The 23,126-nt window shown below is 70.6% G+C and carries 23 protein-coding genes; 15 read left to right on the top strand and 8 right to left on the bottom strand.

The window, feature by feature from the left end; translation table 11 throughout:
* Positions 1-29 precede the first annotated feature (29 nt).
* From FK531_RS14805 to FK531_RS22430, 5 genes are all read left to right on the top strand, one after another.
* The gene (locus tag FK531_RS14805) at positions 30-389 is read left to right on the top strand and encodes a hypothetical protein (protein ID WP_142100576.1); all 360 of its coding nucleotides are present in this window, start codon (positions 30-32) and stop codon (positions 387-389) included.
* A gap of 138 nt (positions 390-527) precedes the next feature.
* Complete coding sequence (locus tag FK531_RS14810) at positions 528-1,964, top strand: lipase maturation factor family protein (protein ID WP_142100578.1); 1,437 nt, start codon at positions 528-530, stop codon at positions 1,962-1,964.
* A 24-nt stretch (positions 1,965-1,988) separates the two neighbouring features.
* Positions 1,989-2,375, top strand: coding sequence for an RNA-binding S4 domain-containing protein (locus tag FK531_RS14815; protein ID WP_142100579.1), 387 nt, complete (start codon positions 1,989-1,991; stop codon positions 2,373-2,375).
* Positions 2,376-2,515: 140 nt separating this feature from the next.
* Complete coding sequence (locus tag FK531_RS22425) at positions 2,516-3,376, top strand: hypothetical protein (RefSeq protein WP_181762972.1); 861 nt, start codon at positions 2,516-2,518, stop codon at positions 3,374-3,376.
* A 141-nt stretch (positions 3,377-3,517) separates the two neighbouring features.
* A complete protein-coding gene (locus FK531_RS22430) occupies positions 3,518-4,375 on the top strand; it encodes a hypothetical protein (protein ID WP_181762973.1) in 858 nt (285 codons plus the stop codon).
* An 18-nt stretch (positions 4,376-4,393) separates the two neighbouring features.
* On the opposite strand, the gene FK531_RS14830 is transcribed toward FK531_RS22430, so the two are convergent.
* On the bottom strand, positions 4,394-4,774 hold the full coding sequence (locus FK531_RS14830; protein WP_142100583.1) for a PPOX class F420-dependent oxidoreductase: 381 nt from the start codon (positions 4,772-4,774) through the stop codon (positions 4,394-4,396).
* 235 nt (positions 4,775-5,009) lie between these two features.
* Here FK531_RS14830 and FK531_RS14835 point away from each other — a divergent pair, with 235 nt between their 5' ends.
* Positions 5,010-6,371: an MFS transporter gene (locus tag FK531_RS14835; protein WP_142100838.1), complete on the top strand. Its 1,362-nt coding sequence runs from the start codon at positions 5,010-5,012 to the stop codon at positions 6,369-6,371.
* A gap of 69 nt (positions 6,372-6,440) precedes the next feature.
* On the opposite strand, the gene cobN is transcribed toward FK531_RS14835, so the two are convergent.
* Positions 6,441-10,130 (bottom strand): cobaltochelatase subunit CobN, encoded by a 3,690-nt coding sequence (gene cobN, locus FK531_RS14840; RefSeq protein ID WP_142100585.1) that lies wholly within the window; start codon positions 10,128-10,130, stop codon positions 6,441-6,443.
* A 197-nt stretch (positions 10,131-10,327) separates the two neighbouring features.
* Between cobN and cobG the strand changes: the two genes are divergently transcribed.
* The 3 genes from cobG to cobJ are packed head-to-tail and all read left to right on the top strand — an operon-like array spanning position 10,328 to position 13,618.
* Positions 10,328-11,485: a precorrin-3B synthase gene (gene cobG / locus FK531_RS14845; protein WP_142100587.1), complete on the top strand. Its 1,158-nt coding sequence runs from the start codon at positions 10,328-10,330 to the stop codon at positions 11,483-11,485.
* 19 nt (positions 11,486-11,504) lie between these two features.
* Entirely contained in the window at positions 11,505-12,131 is a 627-nt protein-coding gene (locus FK531_RS14850; RefSeq protein WP_142100589.1) for a precorrin-8X methylmutase, read from the top strand.
* Positions 12,131-13,618 carry a precorrin-3B C(17)-methyltransferase gene (gene cobJ, locus FK531_RS14855; protein WP_142100591.1) on the top strand — a complete coding sequence of 496 codons (1,488 nt, stop codon included), beginning with the start codon at positions 12,131-12,133 and terminating at the stop codon, positions 13,616-13,618. Before FK531_RS14850 ends, cobJ begins: the two co-directional genes overlap by 1 nt.
* 15 nt (positions 13,619-13,633) lie before the next feature.
* On the opposite strand, the gene FK531_RS14860 is transcribed toward cobJ, so the two are convergent.
* Positions 13,634-14,278 (bottom strand): dihydrofolate reductase family protein, encoded by a 645-nt coding sequence (locus FK531_RS14860; protein ID WP_142100593.1) that lies wholly within the window; start codon positions 14,276-14,278, stop codon positions 13,634-13,636.
* Between the two features lie 211 nt (positions 14,279-14,489).
* On the opposite strand from FK531_RS14860, the gene FK531_RS14865 reads away from it, so the two are divergent.
* From FK531_RS14865 to FK531_RS14875, 3 genes are all read left to right on the top strand, one after another.
* Entirely contained in the window at positions 14,490-14,846 is a 357-nt protein-coding gene (locus tag FK531_RS14865) for a YciI family protein (RefSeq protein WP_142100595.1), read from the top strand.
* A gap of 74 nt (positions 14,847-14,920) precedes the next feature.
* The gene (locus FK531_RS14870; RefSeq protein WP_142100597.1) at positions 14,921-16,147 is read left to right on the top strand and encodes an RNA polymerase sigma factor; all 1,227 of its coding nucleotides are present in this window, start codon (positions 14,921-14,923) and stop codon (positions 16,145-16,147) included.
* Between the two features lie 213 nt (positions 16,148-16,360).
* Positions 16,361-17,239: an IclR family transcriptional regulator gene (locus FK531_RS14875; RefSeq protein WP_142100599.1), complete on the top strand. Its 879-nt coding sequence runs from the start codon at positions 16,361-16,363 to the stop codon at positions 17,237-17,239.
* 24 nt (positions 17,240-17,263) lie between these two features.
* On the opposite strand, the gene FK531_RS14880 is transcribed toward FK531_RS14875, so the two are convergent.
* The 5 genes from FK531_RS14880 to dprE2 all read right to left on the bottom strand — a co-directional run bounded on the left by FK531_RS14880 (position 17,264) and on the right by dprE2 (position 21,754).
* Positions 17,264-18,181, bottom strand: a complete 918-nt coding sequence (locus FK531_RS14880; protein ID WP_142100601.1) for an NAD-dependent epimerase/dehydratase family protein — start codon at positions 18,179-18,181, stop codon at positions 17,264-17,266.
* 108 nt (positions 18,182-18,289) lie between these two features.
* Positions 18,290-19,030 carry a cobalt-precorrin-6A reductase gene (locus tag FK531_RS14885; RefSeq protein ID WP_142100603.1) on the bottom strand — a complete coding sequence of 247 codons (741 nt, stop codon included), beginning with the start codon at positions 19,028-19,030 and terminating at the stop codon, positions 18,290-18,292.
* Positions 19,030-19,779, bottom strand: a complete 750-nt coding sequence (gene cobM / locus FK531_RS14890; RefSeq protein WP_142100604.1) for a precorrin-4 C(11)-methyltransferase — start codon at positions 19,777-19,779, stop codon at positions 19,030-19,032. Before cobM ends, FK531_RS14885 begins: the two co-directional genes overlap by 1 nt.
* A complete protein-coding gene (gene cbiE, locus FK531_RS14895) occupies positions 19,776-21,038 on the bottom strand; it encodes a precorrin-6y C5,15-methyltransferase (decarboxylating) subunit CbiE (protein ID WP_435531056.1) in 1,263 nt (420 codons plus the stop codon). The genes cobM and cbiE overlap by 4 nt, the downstream gene beginning before the upstream one ends.
* Entirely contained in the window at positions 21,017-21,754 is a 738-nt protein-coding gene (gene dprE2, locus FK531_RS14900; RefSeq protein WP_142100606.1) for a decaprenylphospho-beta-D-erythro-pentofuranosid-2-ulose 2-reductase, read from the bottom strand. Before dprE2 ends, cbiE begins: the two co-directional genes overlap by 22 nt.
* A gap of 31 nt (positions 21,755-21,785) precedes the next feature.
* On the opposite strand from dprE2, the gene FK531_RS14905 reads away from it, so the two are divergent.
* From FK531_RS14905 to FK531_RS14915, 3 genes are all read left to right on the top strand, one after another.
* Positions 21,786-22,199 (top strand): TIGR03618 family F420-dependent PPOX class oxidoreductase, encoded by a 414-nt coding sequence (locus FK531_RS14905; RefSeq protein ID WP_142100608.1) that lies wholly within the window; start codon positions 21,786-21,788, stop codon positions 22,197-22,199.
* Between the two features lie 92 nt (positions 22,200-22,291).
* Positions 22,292-22,744, top strand: a complete 453-nt coding sequence (locus FK531_RS14910) for a hypothetical protein (protein ID WP_142100610.1) — start codon at positions 22,292-22,294, stop codon at positions 22,742-22,744.
* Between the two features lie 47 nt (positions 22,745-22,791).
* Positions 22,792-23,046 carry a hypothetical protein gene (locus FK531_RS14915; RefSeq protein WP_142100612.1) on the top strand — a complete coding sequence of 85 codons (255 nt, stop codon included), beginning with the start codon at positions 22,792-22,794 and terminating at the stop codon, positions 23,044-23,046.
* Positions 23,047-23,126: the final 80 nt, after the last annotated feature.

Raw genomic sequence — 23,126 nt, forward strand, 5'->3', positions numbered from 1 at the left:
GCACACCGGAAATCACAGAGGCGATCAGAATGTCATGGTCCGACGTCCACGCACGCACAGCAATCATCGAGACGGTTCTGGAGCGGGCGACCGCTGACGCGCAGTCGCCGCTGCTGTTTGCGAACATGCCAGACGCCGAGCGCCTCTTCGGTGGTGTCGACGGCCTCATCCTGGCCCTGCAGCACCGCTGGACCAATCACTTGGCCGCGAAGCTGGACCAGGCGATCGAGGACGGAACTCCACCGTACGTGGCGTGGGACGAGTTGGCGGCTGAGCAGCCGGGCCTGCGGGCCGTGCTCGACCGATTCTCGCCGCAGCTGCGCTCGGCCCGGCGCGCCCAAGGTGCCGAGTCGGCGTCCGCGCCGACGATGGCCGTGACGGGCGCCTGAGCCCCGGGCCCGCCGGCCACATGTCCGCCCGGTCCAGGGAACCGGCGGACATGAATCGGTCCGCTCGTCCCGGCCCTCCGCGGAGTAGCGTCCGATTCAGGTGCCCTGCACGGGGCACCCGTCATCGAGGTGACGGCGATGGACTGGTTTGCTGCGGGAGGTAGCTGGCTCGGCCGATGGCTCTTCACGGAGGGCCTGGCAGTGTTGTACGCCGTCGCATTCGTGTGCGCCGCGAACCAGTTTCGTGCACTGCTCGGGACGAACGGACTACTCCCCATCCCCCGTTACCTCCGCGGCATGCGCTTCCGGCGGGCGCCGAGCGTCTTCCACCTGCACTACTCCGACCGCTTCTTCGCGGTCGTCGCGTGGACCGGCGCCGGGTTGGCCGTTCTCACGGCCGCGGGAGTGACGGCGCGGCTGCCACTGGCCGCATGCATGCTCGTGTGGTTCGCGATGTGGCTGCTGTACCTGTCGATCGTGAACGTCGGACAGACCTGGTATGCCTTCGGCTGGGAGTCGCTGCTGCTCGAGGCCGGGTTCCTCGCCACCTTTCTGGGCAACTCGACGACCGAGGCGCCGCTCGCGGTGATGATCGCGCTGCGGTGGCTGCTGTTCCGGCTCGAATTCGGCGCCGGGCTGATCAAGATGCGTGGCGACCGCTGCTGGCGAAACCTCACGTGTCTGTACTACCACCACGAGACCCAGCCCATGCCGGGCCCGTTGAGCTGGTATTTCCACCATCTCCCGAAGCCCTTGCACCGGATCGAGGCAGCGGGAAATCACGTCACCCAGTTGGTCGTGCCGTTCCTGCTGTTCGCGCCGCAACCGATCGCCGGGGCCGCCGCGGGACTGATGGTCGTCACCCAACTCTGGCTGGTGGCGAGCGGGAACTTCTCCTGGCTGAACTGGGTCGCGATTGTGCTGGGGTTGTCGGTGCTGCCGGAGTCCTTCCTCGAGCGCGTCCTGCCGATCGCGCCGCCCGCAACGGCGCCGGGGCCGGTCGCCTTCGCAGTCCTGGTCGCGGCGGTCACCGTGTTGGTGGTGGTGCTCAGTTACTGGCCAGTGCGCAACCTCCTCGGGCATCGCCAGATGATGAACGCGTCGTTCAACCGGTGGCACCTGGTCAACACGTACGGTGCGTTCGGCAGCGTCACTCGCGTCCGGATGGAGGTCGTGCTCGAGGGCACGACGGACGCCCCTCCCGGCCCGACCTCGCAGTGGCGCGAGTACGAATTCAAGGGCAAGCCAGGCGATCCCGGCCGTCGTCCCCGCCAGTTCGCCCCCTATCACCTGCGTCTCGACTGGCTCATGTGGTTCGCCGCGATCTCGCCGAGTTACGCGGACACCTGGTTCCTCGCCCTGATGGGGAAGCTGCTCGAGAATGACCGAGCCACACTGAAACTGCTGCGGCACAACCCGTTCCGCGAAGCTCCCCCGACCTTCGTGCGGGCCCGGCTGTACGAGTACCACTTCACGGACCGGCGCGGTCGGCGCGCCACCGGCGCCTGGTGGGATCGGGAGCTGGTGTCCGAATTCCTGCGGCCGGTGACCCTCGGCGGCGCGGGGCGGCGCTGATCCGTCGGCCAGTACGCTGGGGGCGTGTCAACGGCAGAATCTTCGGGCGTCCGCCTGGACAGTTGGGTGTGGTCGGTTCGCCTGTTCAAGACCCGATCCGCGGCGGCGGCCGCGTGCCGGGCCGGCCACGTCCGAGTGAACGGGTCCCCGGCTAAACCCGCGCAACTGCTGCGCGTCGACGACGAGGTGCGGGTGCGCGTCGCCGGAACCGAGCGGATCGTCGTGGTGGCGCGACTGCTCAAGAAGCGGGTCGGCGCACCCGAGGCGGCGCTGTGTCTGATCGACAAGACTCCCCCGCCGCCGCCCCGCGAGGTACTGCTCGCCGTCCCTCAGCGTGATCGCGGCGCCGGCCGCCCGACGAAACGTGAACGGCGCGAACTGAATCGGCTGCGCGGCTTCAACGAAGACTAGCCGGCCGAACGACCGGAGTCGTAAACCCAAATCCCTCACATCTGGACCGCTGTCCATGTCATGCTTCCGCCCGCCGGTGGCGTTTGCCTCGGTACGAATGCGTGTCAGCAAGCGGTACGAGTGAGCGAGGTGTCTTGATGATGGGTCAGATGAGTTCGGGGCGGGTGCGGCGGTCAGCGGGCCTCGCGACCGCGGCCGGTTTCGCGGTCGCGTGTGCAGCCACGACGCTGGTCGGTGGGACCGCGACGGCGCAAGGGGTAACCCTTGGTTGTTCGACCACCATCGGGCACACAACTTGCTACTACGACAGTTTCGCCGGCTCGGAGTACTACCTCACGATCCCCGGCGGCGTCACGACCGTGGCGGTGACGGCGACCGGCGGCCAGGGCGGCGGGATCCAGGGCGGCCGCGGCGGCACCGTGGTCGCGGACCTCCCCGTCATTGCTGGCCAGAAGCTCTACATCGTGACGGGGAACGGCGGTGGCGGCGGACTGAACCCGGGCGGCGGGTACGCCTCGGTCGGGACGGCCTCGGGTCTGCAGGCGAGGCTCCTCGTCGCCCCCGGAGGCGGGGCCGGCGGGGCGGGCGGTCCCGGCGGTGACGCCGGGCAATCCGCGTCGGTCGCGACCGGGGGCCAGGCGGGGACTCAGGACGCCGGCGGCGCAGGCGGTGTCGGCGGCACTGCCGGCGCTCTCGGCGACGGCGGCTCGGGAGGCCCCATCGGCGACGGTGGCGGTGGCGGCCTGTACGGCGGCGGCGGGTCCGTGACCGGCGGCGGCGGCGGATCGTTCCTCGTCCCCGCCGGTGGCACGACGAGTCTTGCCGCCCGCGGATCCCGGGCCACCGTGCGCATCGACTACGCCGCAGGAGTGGTGACCGACACCGGAAGCGCCGGCGGGTCCGGGAGCGCAGGCAGTTCCGACGGCTCGGGCAGTGCGGGCAGCTCCGGCGGGTCCGGGAGCGCGGGCAGTTCCGACGGATCGGGAAGCACTGGCTCCTAACGCCTTACGCGCTCGGTTCGGTGCCCGCAGGAGCGACGGAATGTCCGCGATACCGCCCACCTGCGGGCATCGCCCGTGGCATGCTTCCCCCGCCGGTGGCGTCCGCCCCGGATCGGCACAGAATTCAGCGAGGTTTGGTTGATGGACAGGCGAGTACGTCAAGCGGGGTCGACGCGATTCCGGCGCACGATGGGAGCGGCCGCGGCGATCGGGGTGGCGGCGACTGCGGTGGTCGCCACCGCGGCCGGCGCAGGTGTCGCCTCGGCGGAGGTGGTGGTCGGCTGCGCGCAGTCCGGAACGCTGGTGACCTGTGGTGTCACCGGGACCTCGGCCGAGCAGACACTGGTCGTGCCGGCCGGGGTCACCAGCATGCACGTCACCGCGATCGGCGGCTCCGGGGTGAGCCAGGGGTCTGCGGGCGGTCGGGGCGGGATCGTCGACGGCGTCATCGCCGTCACCCCCGGTTCGACCCTGTACGTCCGTGCCGGTGCCGACGGGGTCGGTGGCGGCGGTGGCGCGTCGTCGGTTGCGACCAAGTCGATCGCCGACCGCGCTGCCGGTCTGGCTTCGCGCGTCGTCGTCGCCCCCGGTGGCGGCGGAGGAGCACCGGGGGGACCCGGCGGTGACGCCGGGTTGGACGCGACCGGCACGGGCGGTGGCAAAGCCGGCACCGCAGTCGCGGGCGGGGCGGGCGGCGGCTCGGCCAAGGCCGGGTCGCTCGCGGTCGGCGGCGAGGGCGAGGGCACCGGCGGCGACGGCGGCGCAGGCCTCTACGGCGGCGGCGGCGGGGTTTCGGGTACGGGCGGCGGCGGCGGTTCGTACCTGGTGCCGACCGGCGCAGCCACCCGCCTCGCCGACGCAGGCAAGACCCCCTCGGTCATCTTCACGTACAACCTCGTACCGGACCTCGGCGGGCTTCTCGGCCCGCTCGGCAGCAGCGACGGCGGACCGCTCGGGTCGCTGGCCGCCGGCAGCAGCACCGGCAGCACCGGGTCCTGACCGGTCGGACCGGCACGATCAGGCGGCGGTGATCGCCAAGCCGATCGTGCCGGTCCTGCCGCGGCGGAGCAGGCTCCCCTTCATCGTCAGCCAACCGAGGATCCCGTACTTGCCGGCGATGACGTCGCGCGCGCGGTCGGTGCCCGCCTCGTCCAGCACTGCCGCGGACGCCTCGATCGCCGCGCCCTTCTGATTCCCGCGTACGTCGCACGCGGCGATCGTCACCGTCGGCGACCGCTTGATCCGCTTGACCTTCCACGAGTCGGTGACGGTCCACATCAGCAGACGGTCACCGTCGAGTGCCGCCCACAGCGGAGTCGGCACACCGGTACCGTCCTTACGGAACGTGGTCAGCAGAACGTACTTCGCGGCACCGATGTCGCCGAGTGTGGAATCCATGACATCAGCGTACGGGCTGTGGTCTCGGTCACCGGGAAGATAGGGTTGCACAGGTCCAGAAGAATCTACCCTCAGCAGTCGTGCGCGCGGGGACGTTTCGCGCACATCGGGGATCAGTATTCGTTCCAACGCAGGAGACAAGCGTTCAGTGACTGCAACAGACGACATCCGTATCGAACATGTGCCCCCTGGCGCCGAACGGAAGGGCCGGTACAACCGGAGCCGGCCGATCTGGGTGATCATCGCCGTTCTCGTGGCGGTGGAGATCATCAGCGCCTTCGAGACCGCGATGGTGTATGCCGCGCTCCCCACGTTCATCGTGGACTTCCACACTGACGCCGCGACGGCCGGCTGGGCCGTGACCGCCTTCCTGCTGGTGGCGGCCGCTTCGGCGGCGGTGTGTGGGCGACTCGGCGACATGTACGGCCGCGAACGGGTGCTGATCGTGCTGCTGGCCACAGCCGCCGTCGGGTCGATCGTCAGCGCAGTTGGCGACAGCATGAGCTGGATCATCGCCGGACGCGCCATCCAGGGCGTCGCGGGCGCGATCCTGCCGCTGTGCATCGGGTTGGCCCGCGAGCACCTGCCCCCCGCCAAAGTCCCGGTCGCCGTCGCCGTCATCTCCGGTTCCGCGGTGGCCGCCGGTTCCGCGGCCCTGCTGATCGCGGGCTACATGCTCGACCACGCCTCCTGGCACATGATCTTCGTGGTCGCCGCCGTCTACGCGCTCGGCACCATCGCGCTGGTCGCGTTCGTGTTGCCGTGGCGCCCACCGAAGGGCACGACGGAGAAGGTGGACTACGTCGGCACCATCGCATTCGCACCCGCCATCGCCGCAGTGCTGTTGGGCATCAGCAAGTCCACCAGCTGGGGATGGACCGACCCGGCCACTCTCGGCCTGGTGATCGGCGGCATGGTCGCGCTGGTCCTGTGGGTGCTGTGGGAGCTGCGGGTCACCTCACCGGTCGTGAACGTCCGGCAGTTCACCGACCGCAAGTTCGCCCTGACCATGCTCGCGACGTTGGCGATCTCGGTGGGCCCGATGGGTGTCGTCCAGATGCTGGTGCCGATGATCCTGCAGTCCCCGACGACGGCGCCGTTCGGTCTCGGCCTGACTCCGACCAACGCCGGCTGGCTCTCGTTCGTCGGTTCGATGTTCGGGTTCGTCTGCACCCCGCTCAGCGGCCGGATCGCGGCCAAGGTCGGCGCGCGGGTGTCGATGCTGCTCGGCACCTCCCTGTTCCTCGTCGGGGTGGTGATGATGATGGCCTTCCACGACTCGCTGGTCGGCATGATGGCGATGGTCATCGCGGTCTCCGTCGCCTCGGCCTTCGCCTACACGGCGCTGCCGAACCTGCTGGTCGAAGCGGTGCCCGAGCACGCCACCAGTGAGGCGACCGGAACCAACGCGGTGATCCGCACCGGCGGCTCCGGCATCGGAACCTCGATCGCGACGATGCTGCTGTCGAGCACGGCGCTGGCGAGCGGTGCGAACACGGTGAGCGGTCTGAACACGGTCGGAGTGATGCTGATCGTGCTGTCGCTCGCGACCATCGGGTTCACGCTCATGATCCGGCGCGGACCCGTGCAGGTCTGACGCACAGAACCTGCCGATACGGCTGTGGCCGACCCGGACGCCGGGTCGGCCACAGCCGTTTTCGGTGGATCACTCCCCCTCGAGTTCGCCCTCGGCCTCGAGGTACACCTCACGCAGCCCGTCGAGGGTGGCCTGCTCGGGGTGCTCCCACATGTCCCGTTCGGCCGCCTCGAGCAGACGCTCCGCAATCCCGTGCAGTGCCCACGGATTGGACTCGGACATGAACTTGCGGTTCTGCTCGTCCAGCACGTAGGTCTCGGCGAGCTTCTCGTACATCCAGTCCGCGACGACGTTGGTGGTCGCGTCGTACCCGAAGAGGTAGTCGACGGTCGCGGCCATCTCGAAGGCGCCCTTGTACCCGTGCCTGCGCATCGCCTCGAGCCAGCGCGGGTTGACGACGCGGGCGCGGAACACCCGAGCGGTCTCCTCGGAGAGCGTGCGGGTGCGGACTGCGTCGGGCCGGGTGCTGTCGCCGATGTACGCCTCCGGTGACTTCCCGGTGAGCGCACGCACGGTGGCGACCATGCCGCCGTGGTACTGGAAGTAGTCGTCCGAATCGGCGATGTCGTGTTCGCGCGTGTCCGTGTTCTTGGCGGCCACCGCAATTCGGCGGTACGCGGTGCGCATGTCCTCCGACGCGGGCGCGCCGTCGAGCCCGCGACCGTACGCGTACCCGCCCCAGGTGGTGTACACCTCGGCGAGGTCGGCGTCGCCTCGCCAGCTCTTGGAGTCGATCAGCTGCAACAGTCCGGCGCCGTAGGTGCCCGGCTTGGAGCCGAAGATGCGGGTGGTGGCCCGGCGGTCGTCTCCGTGCTCGGCCAGGTCGGCCTGAGCATGAGCCCGGACGAAGTTGGTCTCGGCCGGCTCGTCGAGTGCCGCGACCAACCGCACCGCGTCGTCGAGCAGGGCGAGCACGTGCGGGAAGGCGTCACGGAAGAAGCCACTGATCCGTACCGTGACGTCGACGCGGGGGCGCCCGAGTTCCTCGAGGGAGATCACCTCGAGGCTGGTGACGCGGCGCGACGCCTCGTCCCACACCGGCCGGACTCCGAGCAGCGCAAAGACTTCCGCTATGTCGTCGCCGGAGGTGCGCATCGCCGAGGTACCCCACACCGACAGCCCGACCGACCGCGGGTACTCGCCGTGGTCGGCGAGATAACGCGCCAGCAGCGACTCGGCCATCGCCTGCCCGGTGTCCCAGGCCAGGCGGGACGGGACCGCCTTCGGGTCCACCGAGTAGAAGTTCCGCCCGGTCGGCAGCACGTTCACCAGCCCGCGCAGCGGCGAGCCGCTCGGACCCGCGGCGATGAACCGGCCGTCGAGAGCGCGGAGCACCTGCTCGATCTCGCCGGCGGTCTGCCGCAGCCGCGGCACCACCTCGGCCGCGGCGAACTCCAGCACCGCGACCACCTGCTCGCCGTGCGCGCCGCCGATCCGTGCGGCCGCAGTCGGATCCCACTCCGCGGCCTGCAGTGCGGCGACCAGTCCGTGCGCGGTCTCCTCGACGGCATCGACGCGAGTGCGCTCCTCGGTGCCGTCGACACCGACCTCGGATTCGCTGAGCCCCAGCGCTTCCCGTAGTCCGGGCACGGTGCGCTCCCCGCCCCACATCTGCCTGGCCCGAAGGATGGCGAGCACCAGGTCGACCTCGGCGTCCCCCTCGGGTGCCCGCCCGAGGATGTGCAGTCCGTCCCGGATCTGCACGTCCTTGATCTCGCACAGCCAGCCGTCGACGTGCAGCAGCATGTCGTCGAACACGTCCTCCTCGGGACGCTCCGCGAGGCCCAGGTCGTGGTCCATCTTCGCCGCGCGCATCAGCGTCCAGATCTGCTGGCGGATCGCGGGCAGCTTGGACGGGTCGAGCGCGGAGATGTTCGAGTGCTCGTCGAGCAGCTGCTCGAGCCGGGAGATGTCGCCGTACGACTCGGCGCGGGCCATCGGTGGGATCAGGTGGTCGACCAGGGTGGCGTGCGCGCGCCGCTTCGCCTGGGTGCCCTCGCCGGGGTCGTTGACCAGGAACGGGTAGATCAGCGGCAGTTCGCCCAGTGCGGCGTCGGTGCCGCAGGAGGCGGACATGCCGAGCGTCTTGCCGGGCAGCCACTCCAGGTTCCCGTGCTTGCCGAGGTGCACGATCGCGTCCGCACCGAAGCCGCCGTCGGCCTGGTCGGCGGCCAGCCAGCGGTACGCGGCCAGGTAGTGGTGGCTCGGCGGCAGGTCCGGATCGTGGTAGATGGCAACGGGATTCTCGCCGAACCCGCGGGGCGGCTGCACCATGAGCACCACGTTGCCGACCTGCATGGCGGCGATGACGATCTCGCCGTCGCGGTCGGCGGCGCGGTCCACGTACAGCTCGCCGGGCGCGGCGCCCCAGTGCTTCTCGACGCCGTCGCGCAGGTCGTCGGGCAGGGTGGCGAACCACCGCCGGTACCGCTCGGCGGAGATGCGGATCGGGTTGCCCTCCAACTGCTCGGAGGTCAGCCAGTCCGGGTCCTGTCCGCCCGCCGCGATCAGCGCATGGATCAGTGCGTCGCCGTCGCCCGCCGCGAGGCCGGGCAGTGCGTCTTCGCCGTCGAGCGGTCCGAGGTCGTAGCCGGCGGCACGCATCTGCGTCAGCAGCGCGATCGCGCTCGCCGGGGTGTCGAGGCCGACCGCGTTGCCGATCCGGGCGTGCTTGGTCGGGTAGGCGGAGAGCATCAGCGCGATCCGCTTGTCCGCCACCGGGATGTGCCGCAGCCGGGCGTGCCGCACCGCGATACCCGCCACCCGGGCCGCCCGCTCGGGGTCGGGCACGTAGGTGGTCAGGCCGTCGGAGTCGATCTCCTTGAACGAGAACGGGACCGTGATCAGCCGACCGTCGAACTCGGGCACCGCGACCTGCGTCGCGACGTCCATCGGCGACAGTCCGTCGTCGTTGGACTCCCAGGCCTCGCGACTGCTGGTCAGGCACAGGCCCTGCAGGATCGGCACGTCGAGCGCCGCGAGCTCGGTCACGTCCCAGGACTCGTCGTCCTCCCCCGCGGACGCACCGGCCGGCTTGGTGCCGCCCGCGGCGAGCACCGTCACGACCATTGCGTCGGCCGAGCGCAGGGTGTCGAGCAGTTCCGGTTCGGCGGTGCGCAGCGAGGCGCAGAAGATCGGCATCGGCCGTGCCCCGCACTCCTCGATCGCCCGGCACAGCGCTTCGACGTAGTCGGTGTTCCCGGCCAGATGCTGGGCGCGGTAGTACAGCACCGCCACGGTGGGCTTCCCGAATGGCCCACCCGGTCGGTCTGACTGAACCAATGGGCCATTCGGGAAGGCGGCGCGGTCGAGGTGACCCCAGGTCGGGGTGTGCACCGGCGCCTCGAATCCGAAGCCGGTCAGCAGCACGGTGTCCGAGAGGAAGTCGTGCAGGTTCGCCAGGTTCGCCGACCCGCCCTCGGCCAGGTAGGTGTGTGCCTGCGCGGCGACGCCGCCCGGCACGGTGGACAGTTCCATCAGCTCCGCGTCCGGTGCGAGTTCGCCGCCGAGCACGACCGTCGGTTTCCCGGCGGCGAGCACCGCGTCCAGGCCTTCTTCCCAGGCCCGGCGACCGCCGAGGATGCGCACCACCACCAGGTCCACGCCGTCGAGCAGGCCCGGGAGGTCGCCCGAGTGGAGCCCGCGGAACGACTCATCGGCACCGACCAGCAGTCGGGAGGGGTTGGCCCAGCGGTAGTCGGCGCCGCTGGCACGCGCACTGAGCAGGTCGGTGTCGGACGTCGACAGAAGCAAGATCACGTGGTGTGGCCTCCTCGGGGTTTCGCGCCCCGCTCGGTTCGGTGTTCAGCGACTTCGGCGGCAGGCTCGGAGGGTCTGGCTCCCCCGGCGAACCGAGGTGACAGTGGCGCGACCGCACCGGACTCACACCGGTTTCCTCTCGAGTTGCCGCAATCGCCGCTGATCGTACCGGTGCGGACGACGTAACCTGGACGGCGATGTCTGTTCCGGAAACCTCCCCTACCGATCGCTCCCGACCCGACGCCTGCCCCGGTGCCCTGACCGTGCACCAGGCGGCGGACGGTGCCCTCTCCCGCGTCCGGCTGCCTGGCGGTTTCCTCGAACCCACCCAGCTGCAGGCACTGGCCGAGGCCGCCCGCGACCTCGGCAACGGGGAGCTCGAACTGACCTCACGCGGCAACGTCCAGTTCCGCGCCGTGACGGACCCGCCTGCCCTCGCCGACCGCCTCACCGATGCCGGCCTGCTCCCGTCGACCACCCACGAACGGGTCCGCAACATCCTCGCCAGTCCCCTGTCCGGTCGGATCGGCGGCCTGATCGACGTCCGGGCCTGGGTGCGCGACCTCGACCGCGCACTCTGCGCCCGACCGGCACTCGCCGACCTCCCGGGTCGGGTGCTGTTCAGCCTCGACGACGGCCGCGGCGACGTCTCCGGGCTGTCCGCCGACATCGGCCTGCACGCGGTCACCGATCGCGAGGTGACGTTGATGCTGGCCGGGCGGGACAGCGGCGCAAGGATTGACGCGGCCGACGGACTCGATGTGTTGGTGGCGGCCGCACACGCTCTGCTCGAGGTCCGGGATCGGCAGTGGCGACTGCACGAGATCGACGGCGGCCCCGAGTTGATCCTCGACCGGCTCGGGTTGAGCCCGTCCGCCGATCCGGTTGCCGTGTCCGCGCCCGACGCGGGCCCGATCGGCTGGCTCGACCACGGCGACGGTGCGGTCACCCTGGCCGCGGGGCTGCGGCTGGGCACGCTGCCCGCCCGGACCGCCGAGTTCCTGGCGGCTGTGGAGAAGCCGCTGGTCGTGACGCCGTGGAAGTCGGTACTGCTCTGCGATCTCGACGAGTGGACTGCCGAACAGGTGGTCCGGGTGCTCGCGCCGATGGGATTGATCTTCGATGCGAACTCGCCGTGGCTGCAGGTGAGTGCGTGCACCGGGTTGCCGGGCTGCGCGAAGTCGCTGACCGACGTCCGCGCCGATCTCGCCTCCGCAGTGGACTTCCGTGAGCTGCCCGTCGAGGGGCGCCAGCACTGGGTGGGCTGCGAGCGACGGTGCGGTCGGCCGCGCGGCGAGGTAGCGGACGTGGTGGCGACCAGCGACGGCTACCGGGTGGATCGGGACGTCACCTGATCCCACTATCGTGGGACGCATGACCGACTACATCCGCGACGGAGCCGAGATCTACCGTCAGTCCTTCGCCACGATCCGGGCCGAGGCCGACCTCTCGCGGTTCCCCGCGGACGTGTCGCAGACGGTGGTCCGGATGATCCACGCGTGCGGTCAGGTCGACCTCGTCGACGACGTCGCATTCAGCGCCGGCGTGGTCTCGGCGGCACGGTCGGCGCTGCGGTCGGGCGCGCCGATCTTCTGCGACGCGACGATGGTCGCGTCGGGGGTCACCCGCAAGCGTCTGCCCGCGAACAACGATGTCGTCTGCATGCTCGGCGATCCCCGTGTGCCGGTCATCGCGGAGAAGCTCGAGAACACCCGGTCGGCCGCAGCCCTGGAGCTGTGGGGTCCGAAGCTCGAGGGTGCCGTGGTGGCGATCGGCAACGCCCCGACGGCACTGTTCCACCTGCTGGACATGATCGACCAGGGGGCGCCCAAGCCCGCGGCGATCGTCGGGTGCCCGGTCGGATTCATCGGCGCCGCCGAATCCAAGGAGGACCTGATCGCGCGCGCGGGCGAGGTCGACTACCTCGTGGTGCGGGGCAGGCGCGGTGGCAGCGCGATCACCGCGGCCGCCCTCAACGCCATCGCCAGCGAGGTCGAGTGATGGCCGGCAAGCTCTTCGGCATCGGGCTCGGCCCGGGCGACCCGGAACTGGTCACGGTCAAGGCCGCCCGGATCATCGGCGAGGCCGACGTGATCGCATTCCACAGTGCGCGGCACGGCCGCAGCATCTCCCGGGCCGTCGCGGCTCCCTACATGCGTGAGGGTCAGACCGAGGAACACCTGGTCTACCCGGTGACCACCGAGACGGTCGACCACCCGGGCGGCTACCAGGGCGCCATCGACGAGTTCTACGCCGTCGCCGCCGAGCGACTCGCCGCACACCTCGAGGCCGGCCGGACGGTCGCTCTGCTCGCCGCGGGCGATCCGCTGTTCTACAGCTCCTACATGCACATGCACAAGCGACTGTGCGACCGCTTCGACGCCGAGGTGATCCCCGGTGTCACCTCGATCAGCGCCGCCTCCGCCGCGCTCGGCGTACCCCTCGTCGAGCGCGACGAGGTGCTCACGGTGCTGCCCGGCACGCTGCCGGTCGAGGAACTCACCGCGCGGCTGCGTGCGACCGACTCCGCCGCGATCCTGAAGCTCGGTCGCACGTTCCCGGCGGTCCGCCAAGCGCTCTCGGACTCGGGGCGCCTCGCCGAAGCCAGTTACGTGGAACGGGCCAGCACCGACCGGCAGCGGGTGGTCGCGGCCGCCGAGGTCGACGAGTCGCAGGTGCCGTACTTCTCCATCGCGATCGTGCCGAGTCCTTCGAACAATCCGGCGGCGCACACCGTTTCGGAGTCGGGATATGTCACCGTCGTGGGCCTCGGTCCGGGTGACGACGCCTGGACGACGCCGGAGGTGCGCGACGAATTGGCCCGCGCCACCGACGTCGTCGGCTACACCACCTACGTGAACCGGGTTCCGGTGCGGCCCGGGCAGATCCGGCACGCGAGCGACAACAAGGTCGAGTCCGAGCGTGCCGCAATGGCATTGGACCTGGCCAAGCGGGGCGCCCGGGTGGTCGTGGTGTCCTCGGGAGACCCGGGGGTGTTCGCGATGGCAGCGGCGGTGATCGAGATGGCCGCCGACGAGCAGTGGTCGGACGTGCCGGTGCGCGTGCTGCCCGGCATGACCGCCGCGAACGCCGTCGCCAGTCGGGTCGGCGCCCCACTCGGCCACGACTACGCGATGATCTCGCTGTCGGACCGGCTCAAGCCGTGGGAGATCGTGGCGCAGCGGATCTCCGCGGTCGCGGCCGCGGACATGGCCATCGCGATCTACAACCCGGCGTCGCGCTCGCGCACCTGGCAGGTCGGCGCGATGAAGGACCTGCTGCTCGAGCACCGCTCCCCCGCCACCCCGGTGATCGTCGGCCGCGACGTCGCCGGCCCGGAGGAGAGCGTGCGGATCGTCGAACTCGGCGACCTGGAGCCGTCAGAGATCGACATGCGCACCCTGCTGATCGTCGGTTCGTCGCTCACCACGGTCGTCGAGAGCGGCGGCGAGCGGAAGGTGTTCACCCCGCGGCGCTACCCCGGCTAGGTTCCGGGCAGGTGTTCAGCGCCGCCAGAACAGGTGGTGCACGACGCCGCTGGGGCTGGGCACCTTCTCGAGGTGGAAGCGGTCGACCAGGTCGTCGGCGCTCGTCCACAGCCGTTCGCCGCGACCGAGTTCGACCGGGGCCACGGCGACGTGCAGGGTGTCGACCAGGCCGGAGTCGAGGAACTCCCGGACGGTGGCGACGCCGCCGCCGATCCGTACGTCCCGGCCCTCGGCGGCCTCGAATGCACGCGCCAGGGCCTCCTGCGGCGTCGCGTCGAGAAAGTGGAACGTGGTGTCCCCCAAGGTGAACGAGGGGCGCACGTGGTGGGTGAGGACGAAGACGGGCGTGCGGAACGGCGGTTCGTCGCCCCACCACCCCTGCCAGTCCAGGTTCTCCCACGGACCCCGCTGTGGACCGAATTTGTTGCGGCCCATGATCTCGGCGCCGATGTTGTTCCGGAAGTCGCGGGTGAAGTAGTCGTCGAGGCCGTAGCTGCCGCCCGGGTCGGTGCGGTTGGGCCAGTGCGCGGTCGCACCCGCCCACGACATCAGGGCAGTCGGATCTGCGTGCCCGAACGGCTGCTCGCGACTCTGTCCCTCGCCGGCGCCGTACCCGTCGGTGGAGACGACGAAGTTCTGGACGCGGACCAACGGTGTCATCGGGGGCTCCTCCGGTTGCGCACTGCTCATTGGCTGGAAACCTACCCGGACTCTGCTTCCCGCGCGCGGGACCGCCGGCCGCCAGCGGTCGACGGACCCGTGGAAGGACATTCTCGAACGAGTTCCGGCGACGTGTCGAAATCCACCGCCGCCGATCGACGTACAGGTAGAGGTGGGGACAGTCCCCGCCCGCGATACCCGAGGAGTCACCATGCCGCGCTACCTGTCCCTCATCCACGTCGACGAGCGCACTGCCCCTGCCGACGGCCCGAGCCCGGAACTGATGGAACGCATGGGCGCCTTGCTCGACGAGGTGACCAAGGCCGGCGTCATGCTCGAGACCCAGGGTCTGACCCCGAGCTCGGAGGGCACGAAGATCACCTGGTCCGGTGGCGAGCTCAGCTACACCGACGGGCCGTTCACCGAGACCAAGGAGGTCATAGGCGGCTACGCCATCATGCAGTGCAAGGACAAGGCCGAGGCACTCGAGTGGTCGCGACGCTTCCTGAAGGTGCACGAGGACTACTGGACCGTGACACTCGAACTGCGTCAGATCGCGGAGGACTGATCGCCGCCGACATTGCGGCCGCCTTGACCCGGCCCCGCGGGTTTGCTGTCATCGGATCCGTGGGGTCGCGTGCGGTGAACGAGACGATCGAGACGGTGTTCCGGATCGAGTCGCCGCGGGTCATCGCGGCCGCGGCCCGGATCGTGCGGGATGTCGGCCGAGCCGAGGAACTGGCGCAGGATGCTCTCGTCGCCGCGCTCGAGCAGTGGCCGCAGACAGGGATCCCCGACCGGCCGGGCGCATGGCTGGTCGCCGCCGTCCGAAACCGCGCGGTCGATGTCGTCCGTCGGGAGCAGACGTACGCCCGCAAGCTCGTCGAGTTCGGCCGCAACCTGGAGGACACGCCCGCGCCGTCGTCGCCGCCCGATGCCGACGACATCGACGACGACCTGTTGCGGCTGATCTTCGTCGCCTGCCACCCGGTGCTGTCCGCCCCGGCTCGGATCGCGCTGACCTTGCGGCTGCTCGGAGGGCTGACCACCGCGGAAGTCGCTCGTGCCGTCCTCGCACCCGAATCGACTGTCGCACAGCGGATTGTGCGGGCCAAACGGACCCTCGCGGCGCGCCGGGTCCCGTTTGAGGTGCCCGTCGGCGCCGACCGGGCGGCGCGGTTGTCGTCGGTGCTCGAGGTGGTGTATCTGGTGTTCAACGAGGGCTACTCGGCGACCGCGGGCGACGACCTGCTGCGCCCCGGGCTGTGCGAGGACGCGCTGCGGCTGGCCCGGGTGCTCGCGGCGCTGATGCCCGACGAACCCGAGGTGCACGGTCTGCTCGCGTTGCTCTACCTGCAGGCGTCACGGACCGGCGCCCGGGTCGCGGGCGACGGGGCACCGGTCCTGCTCGCCGACCAGGACCGCGGCCGCTGGAACCGGCTGTTCATCCGGCTCGGACTCGAGTCGCTCCTGCGTGCCGGCACCGGCCCCTACTCGCTGCAGGCGGCGATCGCGGCCTGCCATGTGCGGGCAGTCCGGTACGAGGACACCGACTGGGCCGGCATCGCCGCGCTCTACGAACGCCTGTACGCGTTGTCCCCGTCCCCCGTGGTGGTGTTGAACCGAGCGGTGGCCGTCTCGATGGCGCAGGGCCCGCAGGCCGGGCTCGCGCTCGTCGACCGCCTGGCCGACGAGCCCGCCCTGCGCGCCTACCACCTGCTGCCCAGCGTGCGCGGCGACCTGTTGTCGCGGCTCGGACGCGACGACGAAGCCCGCGCCGAGTTCGAGGTGGCAGCGGCGTTGACCGACAATGCCCGCGAACGCCAGTGGCTGCTCCGGCGGGCGCAGCACCCGAGCGCGGAGACGTGACAGAGTCCCGGACGCTCACCACAACGTATTTGTGATAATCGTTGCTTGTTCTTAGTATCACGGTGGTCCCTGTCACCCCGAGAGGCTTTCGAGGCGCGGGTCACAGAGCATCGCGGGCGGTCGAGGCCGTCCACAGTCACCACTTGTCCCAACTTCAGAATTCACTCAAGTTCTCCGGATCGGGTGGCCTCGATCCGGACCCGAGGAGAACAGATGACGGTCGACACCGGTAACACCGTGCGGGTGAGCACACGCGGGGCGCCGCTCTCCATGATCGAACGCGTGACGCTGATCCTCGATGCGTTCGACGGCCGGGCGGCGCAGTTGACCCTGGAGCAGGTCACCAACCGCTCGCGGCTGCCGCGCTCGACCGTGCACCGGATCCTCGATTCGCTGGTGAAGATGAACTGGGTCGAACACGCTGCCCTCGGCTACCGGCTCGGCCGCCGTGCCCTCGGCACCGACGGCGGCGGCACCGCCGAGATCCGCGAGGCCGCCGCGCCGCTGCTGCTGCAGTTGCACATGCAGACGAACATGGTGGTGCACCTGTCGGTCCTGGACGGGCGCGAAGCCGTCTACCTCGACAAGGTCGGCGGGCGCCTGGCCATCTCGATGCCGTCCCGGGTCGGCGGCCGTGTGCAGGCGCACTCGACCGCGGGCGGCAAGGCGATGCTGGCGTGGTTGGCCCCCGAGCGCGTCGACGCCCTCTTCACGAGCCGACCCGACCGCTGCACCGAGAACACGATCACCGATCTCGGCACCCTGCATCAGGAGCTCAACCGGATCCGGCAGCGCCGCGGGCTGGCATTCGAACGCGGTGAGTCGGTGCGCGGTATGGGCTGCGTCGCCTCCGCGATCCGTGGACCCGAGGGCGCGGTCGCGGCCGTCTCGCTGTGCAGTGACGCCCGGACCGCCCCGCTCGAACGGGTCGCGCCGCTTGTCGTGGACGCGTCCCGCGAGATCGCCCGGGCTCTCTATCCGGAGCTCGACAACCCTCGACTCGCCGCGCAGTCTTCGCCCGTCCCGGAAGAGACCTGGTCGGGCGAGGTCACTGCTCGCATTCTGGCCCGACAGCGCAACGGCTGGATCTGAGCAACCCAGCCGTGCGTTCGGGCTTCAGTTCGCGGTGGCGGCCAGCACGATCTGGTGCATCTCGGCGATCGCGCGCGCACAGTCGTTGCGCGTGTACCCGAGCAGCGCAGTCTCGGCCGCGTCCGGCTCGTAGGCGATGACGTTGCCGCGTCCCTGCACGATGAAGCTGTCCGGCAGGAGGGGATGTTCCTCGTTCCGCTCTTCGATGGTGCGGTTACCCCCGGCGGCGTCGACGAGCATCTGGAAGTAGTCCCGGAAATTCAGGTTCTGGTCGCCGATCAGGTACGCCCTGCCGGACTCGGCGCGCTGCAGCGCACCCCAGATCGCTTCCGCGAGCGAACCCGCCGACATGTAGTTCGTTCCACCGGTGGGCGCGAAGTCCGGGATCTGCGGCTCGTTGCCGGCGGCCCAGGAGAACAGCCGCCGGTAGCGCTTGGCGGACACCCCGCTGATGGCACCGAGGATCGACGGCGGGTTCAGAGTCGAGACGTTGAACGAATCGTCGGCCAGCGCGCGGGCCCCCTCGTCAGCCGCCTTGCGCGCGGCAACGTACGGCATCGTCTCCGCGTACTCCGGCCGCAGGTGGTGGTAGTAGCTACCCACCTGGACGAACCGGGCGACACCGGCTTCCTTGGCCAGCGCCGCGAACCTCGGCACGCCCCCCGACTGCGTCTTCTCCCAGAACTCCGCCTCGTCGACGTCGCGGCCCATGTGTCGGACGTCCTGACCGGCAGCGAAGACGATGCCCTCGAACGGCGAAAGCTGAGCGGCGGTGAACGTCTGCTCGGTGTAGTCGCCGAGCAGTACCGGGAAGTCACCCACCGGCGAGTCGGCGGCCCGCGGGTTTCGCGCGGCCACGGTGACCTCGTTGCCCTGCTCTCGCAGGTGCAGTGCGGTGTGGGCGCCGATCATGCCGGTGCCGCCGACGATCAGGATCTTCATTGTTGGTCCTGTCAGCAGTAGTGGTTGATCCAGGAACATATCGAACACCGAGGTGCGTGAATCGCGTGCTTCTCGGAGAGCGGGACGGGCTGTCGACGGACCACCAGCTCAGTCCGCCGGCCGGCGTGCCCACGCCGCGGCCGCCGCGACATCGGTGACGACGGCGGAGCCCGCCGGCAGCGGGGGCCGGTCCACCATCAGTACCGGTACCCGCAATTCGCGGGCGGCGGTCAACTTCGCTTCCGTCAGCGCTCCCCCGCTGTTCTTCGTCACCAGCACGTCGATGGCGTTGGTGCGCATCAGGTCCCGTTCGGATTCGACGTCGAACGGCCCGCGGGCCAGCAGCAGTGTCGCCCCAACGGGCATCGCCCCGTCGGGTGGGTCGATCGCCCGCACCCAGAACTCGGCGTCGACGGTCGCGAACACCTCGACGCCCTGACGGCCGATCGTCAGCAGCACCCGACTGCCCAGCGCCGGAAGCGCGGCCGCGGCGGCGGCGAGGGAAGGCACGTGGGTCCACAGGTCTCCGGGCGCCGACGACCACTCCGGCCGACGCAACACCAGCAGCGGGACTCCGACACGTTCCGCGGCGGTGGCGGCGTTCGCGGTGATTCGCGCCGCGAACGGGTGCGTCGCGTCGACCACGGCGTCGATTCGATGCTCCCGCAGGTACTCTCGCAGTCCGTCGACGCCACCGAACCCGCCGACCCGGACCTCGCCCTCGGGTAGCCGTGGATCACGAACACGGCCGGCGAGCGAGGACACGACCTCGACCCCCGGCTCGTCCACCAGGGCTGCCGCCACCGCGCGCGCGTCGGAGGTGCCGCCGAGGATCAGGACCCGGCGCATCAGTGGGTCGTGCGCGGCCGGGTCGCCGAGTACAGGTAGCTGTCCGGGAAACCCGCGGCGGTGAGCACCCGACCGACCACGATCACCGCAGTCTTCGTCACCCCCGCCTCGTGCACCTGCGCGGCAATCGAATCCACGGTGCCACGCAGGATCACCTCGTCCGGACGGCTGGCGAACGCGACCACCGCGACCGGACAGTCGCCGCCGTACGTTCCGCGCAGTTCGTCGGCGACCTGGTCGATCCGGTGCGCCGCCAGGTGGATCACCAGGGTGGCGCCGCTGGCACCGAGGGTGGTCAGGTCCTCGCCCTCGGGCATCGCCGTGGACAGGGTGGACACCCGGGTCAGGATGATCGACTGGGACACACCGGGAACGGTGAGCTCTCGGCCCAGCGCGGCCGCGGCCGCGGTGAAGGCGGGCACCCCGGGCACGATCTCGTAGCCGACCCCGGCGTCGTCGAGCCGTCGAGTCTGCTCGGCGACCGCGCTGTAGATCGACGGGTCACCGGAGTGCAACCGGGCGACGTCCTTGCCGGCGGCGTTCGCGGCGACCAGCCTGTCGGTGATCTCGTCGAGGCTCAGTCGCGCGGTGTCGACGATCTCGGCACCCTGCGGGCACAGGTCCAGCAGTTCGGTGGGCACCAGACTGCCCGCGTACAGGCAGACCGGGCTCTGCCCGATGATCCGGGCCCCGCGCAGGGTGATCAGGTCGGCAGCGCCGGGGCCGGCGCCGATGAAGCGGACTGTCACGCGTTGGTCTCCTTCGTCGCGATCCATTGGGCCACCGGCAGGTGCGGGCGCCAGGCGGTGAAGCCGCCGAGCGCGGACCCGCGGTAGATCTGGAACTTGCGCAGCTCGCCGCCGTACTCGCTGCGCCAACGCAGCAGCAGTGCCTCCGATTCCGCGGTCACCGCGTTGACGACCATCCGGCCACCGACGTCGAGCGCGGCCCAGCAGGCCTCGAACACTCCGGGTGCGGTGACCCCGCCGCCGAGGAAGACCGCGTCGGGGGTCGGGGCGTCGGCGAGCGACGCGGGTGCGGCGCCGCGAACCTCGAGTGCCGGCACTCCGAGTCGCAGCGCGTTCTCGGCTATGCGGTCACGCCGATCGGCGTCGCGTTCGAAACCGACAGCCCGGCAGGTCCGATCGGTGCGCATCCACTCGATCGCGATGCTGCCCGACCCGCCGCCGACGTCCCACAGCAGTTCGCCCGGCTCGGGTGCCAGCGCGGCGAGGGTGAGCGCCCGCACCTCCCGCTTGGTCAACTGCCCGTCGGAGGCGAACGCGTCGTCGGGCAGGCCCGGAATTCTGGTGTGGCGCACGGCGCCCGGGGTGCGCAGGCAGTGCAGGGCGAGCAGGTTCAGCCGGTCGCCCGGCGCGCGCGTCCACCCGGCGGCCCGTCCGCGGAACCCGACCTCCGCGGGACCGCCCAGCTGCTCCAGAACGGTGATGTCGGTCTCGCCGAAACCGTGCTCGCGCAACAACTCTGCGACGAGAGCGGGAGTGTGTTCGTCGCGGCTGAGCACCAGCATCCGGCGGTCGTGCGACAACTCGGGCAGCAGGGTCGACACCGGGTCCGACACCAGGGACACGACGGGCGTCTCGTGCAGCGCCCAGCCGAGCCGGGCACACGCCAGCGACGCCGACGACGGCTGCGCGAGCACCCGCACCCGGTTCGGGCCGAGCAGCCGGATCAGGGTCACGCCGATGCCGTGGAACATCGGGTCGCCGCTGGCCAGCACACAGATGCGGTGCCCGGCATGCTCGGCGAGCAGTCCCGGGAGCGCGGGCACCAGCGGTGTCGGCCACGGCACCCGCCGTGCGTCACCGGTCGGCACCAGGTCGAGCTGGCGCGGCGATCCCATCAGAACGTCCGCGCCGATGACCGCGCGCCGCGCGTTCGGCGACAACCCGTCCCAGCCGTCGGCGCCGATCCCGACCACCGCGACCGGCGCCAGCAGGCTCAGGCTCTTCGGCGTCACCCGCGTCACCGGGGCATCCGGCGCCAGATCCGTTGCGGCAGCAGCCGCATGACGACGATCGCCAGCCGCAGCAGGCCCGGCACCCAGACCCGCTCACGGCCCTTGCCCAGCGCCCTGACCACCGCGTCCGCGACCTGCCCCGGCGTGCTCGACATCGGTGCCGAGCTCATGCCCTCGGTCATCCGTCCGATCACGAATCCCGGTCGCACCAGCAGCAGCGAGACGCCGCTGCCGTGCAGGGCGTCACCGAGTCCGCTGGCGAACCCGTCGAGCCCGGCCTTCGCCGAGCCGTACACGTAGTTGGCGCGCCGCACGCGGGCGCCGGCGACGGAGGAGAACACCACGATCCGGCCGGAACCCTGGGCCCGGAGCAGTTGGGCGAGGTGCGTGAGCACGCTGACCTGGGCGACGTAGTCGGTGTGGACGACGTTGACGGCGTGCTGGGCATCGGACTCGGCTCGGGCCTGATCGCCGAGGACGCCGAACGCGAGCACCACCACGTCGATCGGTCCGCGTTCGACGATCTCCGACAGCACCCGTCCGTGATCGGCGAGGTGGTCCGCATCGAATTCGACCGCATCCACGGTGGTGGCGCCGGCGGCGCGGATTGCGGCCTGCTCGTCGGCGAGATCCCCGCTGCGTCTGGCGGCCAGGATCACCGGCCTGCCGGGGGCGAGCCGGGTGGCGACCTCGAGTCCTATCTCGCTGCGGCCACCGAGGATGACTACCGATCCGACGCTCATGCACTCAAGTGTGCTGGACTAGCGTCTGACCATGGCCCGCACCCCCTTCAATCCCGCCGAGTTGCCCACGGACGCGCTCGCATTCCTCGCCGATCGGCACCTCGCCACCCTGACCACGCTGCGCCGGGACGGCACCCCGCACGTGGTCGCGGTCGGGTTCACCTGGGATCCGGATACTCAGTTGGCACGGGTGATCACCAACGGCGGCTCGCAGAAGGCGCTCAACGCCGAGCGCGGCGGCTACGCGGCCCTCACCCAGATCGACGGGCCGCGCTGGTTGACCCTCGAAGGTCCGGCCCGGGTCAGCGCCGAGCCCGCCGCGGTCGCCGAGGCGGTGGCCCGGTACGCCCGCCGCTACCGGCAGCCGCGTGAGAACCCGCAGCGGGTGGTGATCGAGGTCAGCGTGCGACGCGCGCTGGGGCTGGCGACGCTGCTCGGCCGCTGAGCAGGACCCTCGACTCGCCACCCTCCCCGACGTTAGTGTGACTTGAGTCACGGGGGTAATCAGGGCTCGCGACGTCCAATCGAGGAGCAGCCATGGGCGCTCGACGCACAACCCTTCGGATCCTGACGCTCGCGACGCCCGCGGTCGTCGCACTGCTGGTCGCGGCGCCGGGCCAGGCGTTGCCACCGCACCCGTTCGGGCCGCCGGCCCTGACCATCGGTTGCCCCAACCAGGGCAGCCTGATGTCGCTGACCGGGGCGACCGGACAGTCCGGACCCGAGCCCGGAATCAATCCCGGGCAGATCAGGTTCCAGACTTTCCCGGCGGCGCCGCCGATCCCCGCCGCCGGACAGGTCACCGTCGCATGGGTCAACTTCGACACCGGCCAGACCGGGATCGCGGATCTCGAGGGCGCCTACCCGTACTACTCCAAGACCGTGGACACCGGCCGCGGCAACGTGATGGCGATGGTGTTCGGCTCCATCAACCTCGGCAGCATGCCGTTGTGCCAGTCGAACCCGACGTTCGGCAACTTCATCGCCTGACCGGTGCCGCGTCGCGACTCCAGACTTTTGGCCAGGATGTCGGCCACATGCTCGCCCAGCTCGCCAGTTTCACCCCCGAACTGCTGGACACTGCCCGAGCCGGGCACCGACCTCCGCTACGAGTTGGTGCTCGACGCCATCGGATCCGACGGTACCGCGGTACGCGGCGTGCTCACCGGCCCCCGGACGCCTACCGCGGCACCGCGATCATGGCCGTGGAGGCGGCCACCCGGCTCGCGTCCGACGACTTCAAACCCGGCGCACTGGCCCCGCCGAAGTCGTCGACCCGACTGAATTCCTGAACTCCCTGGCCGCTCACGCCATCACGTCGCAGATCACTCCAGTCCGGTGACCAATCCACCCGGTGGCCGGTGCACTTCGG

The sequence above is a fragment of the Rhodococcus spelaei genome (assembly GCF_006704125.1).
Taxonomy (GTDB): Bacteria; Actinomycetota; Actinomycetes; order Mycobacteriales; family Mycobacteriaceae; genus Rhodococcus_G; species Rhodococcus_G spelaei.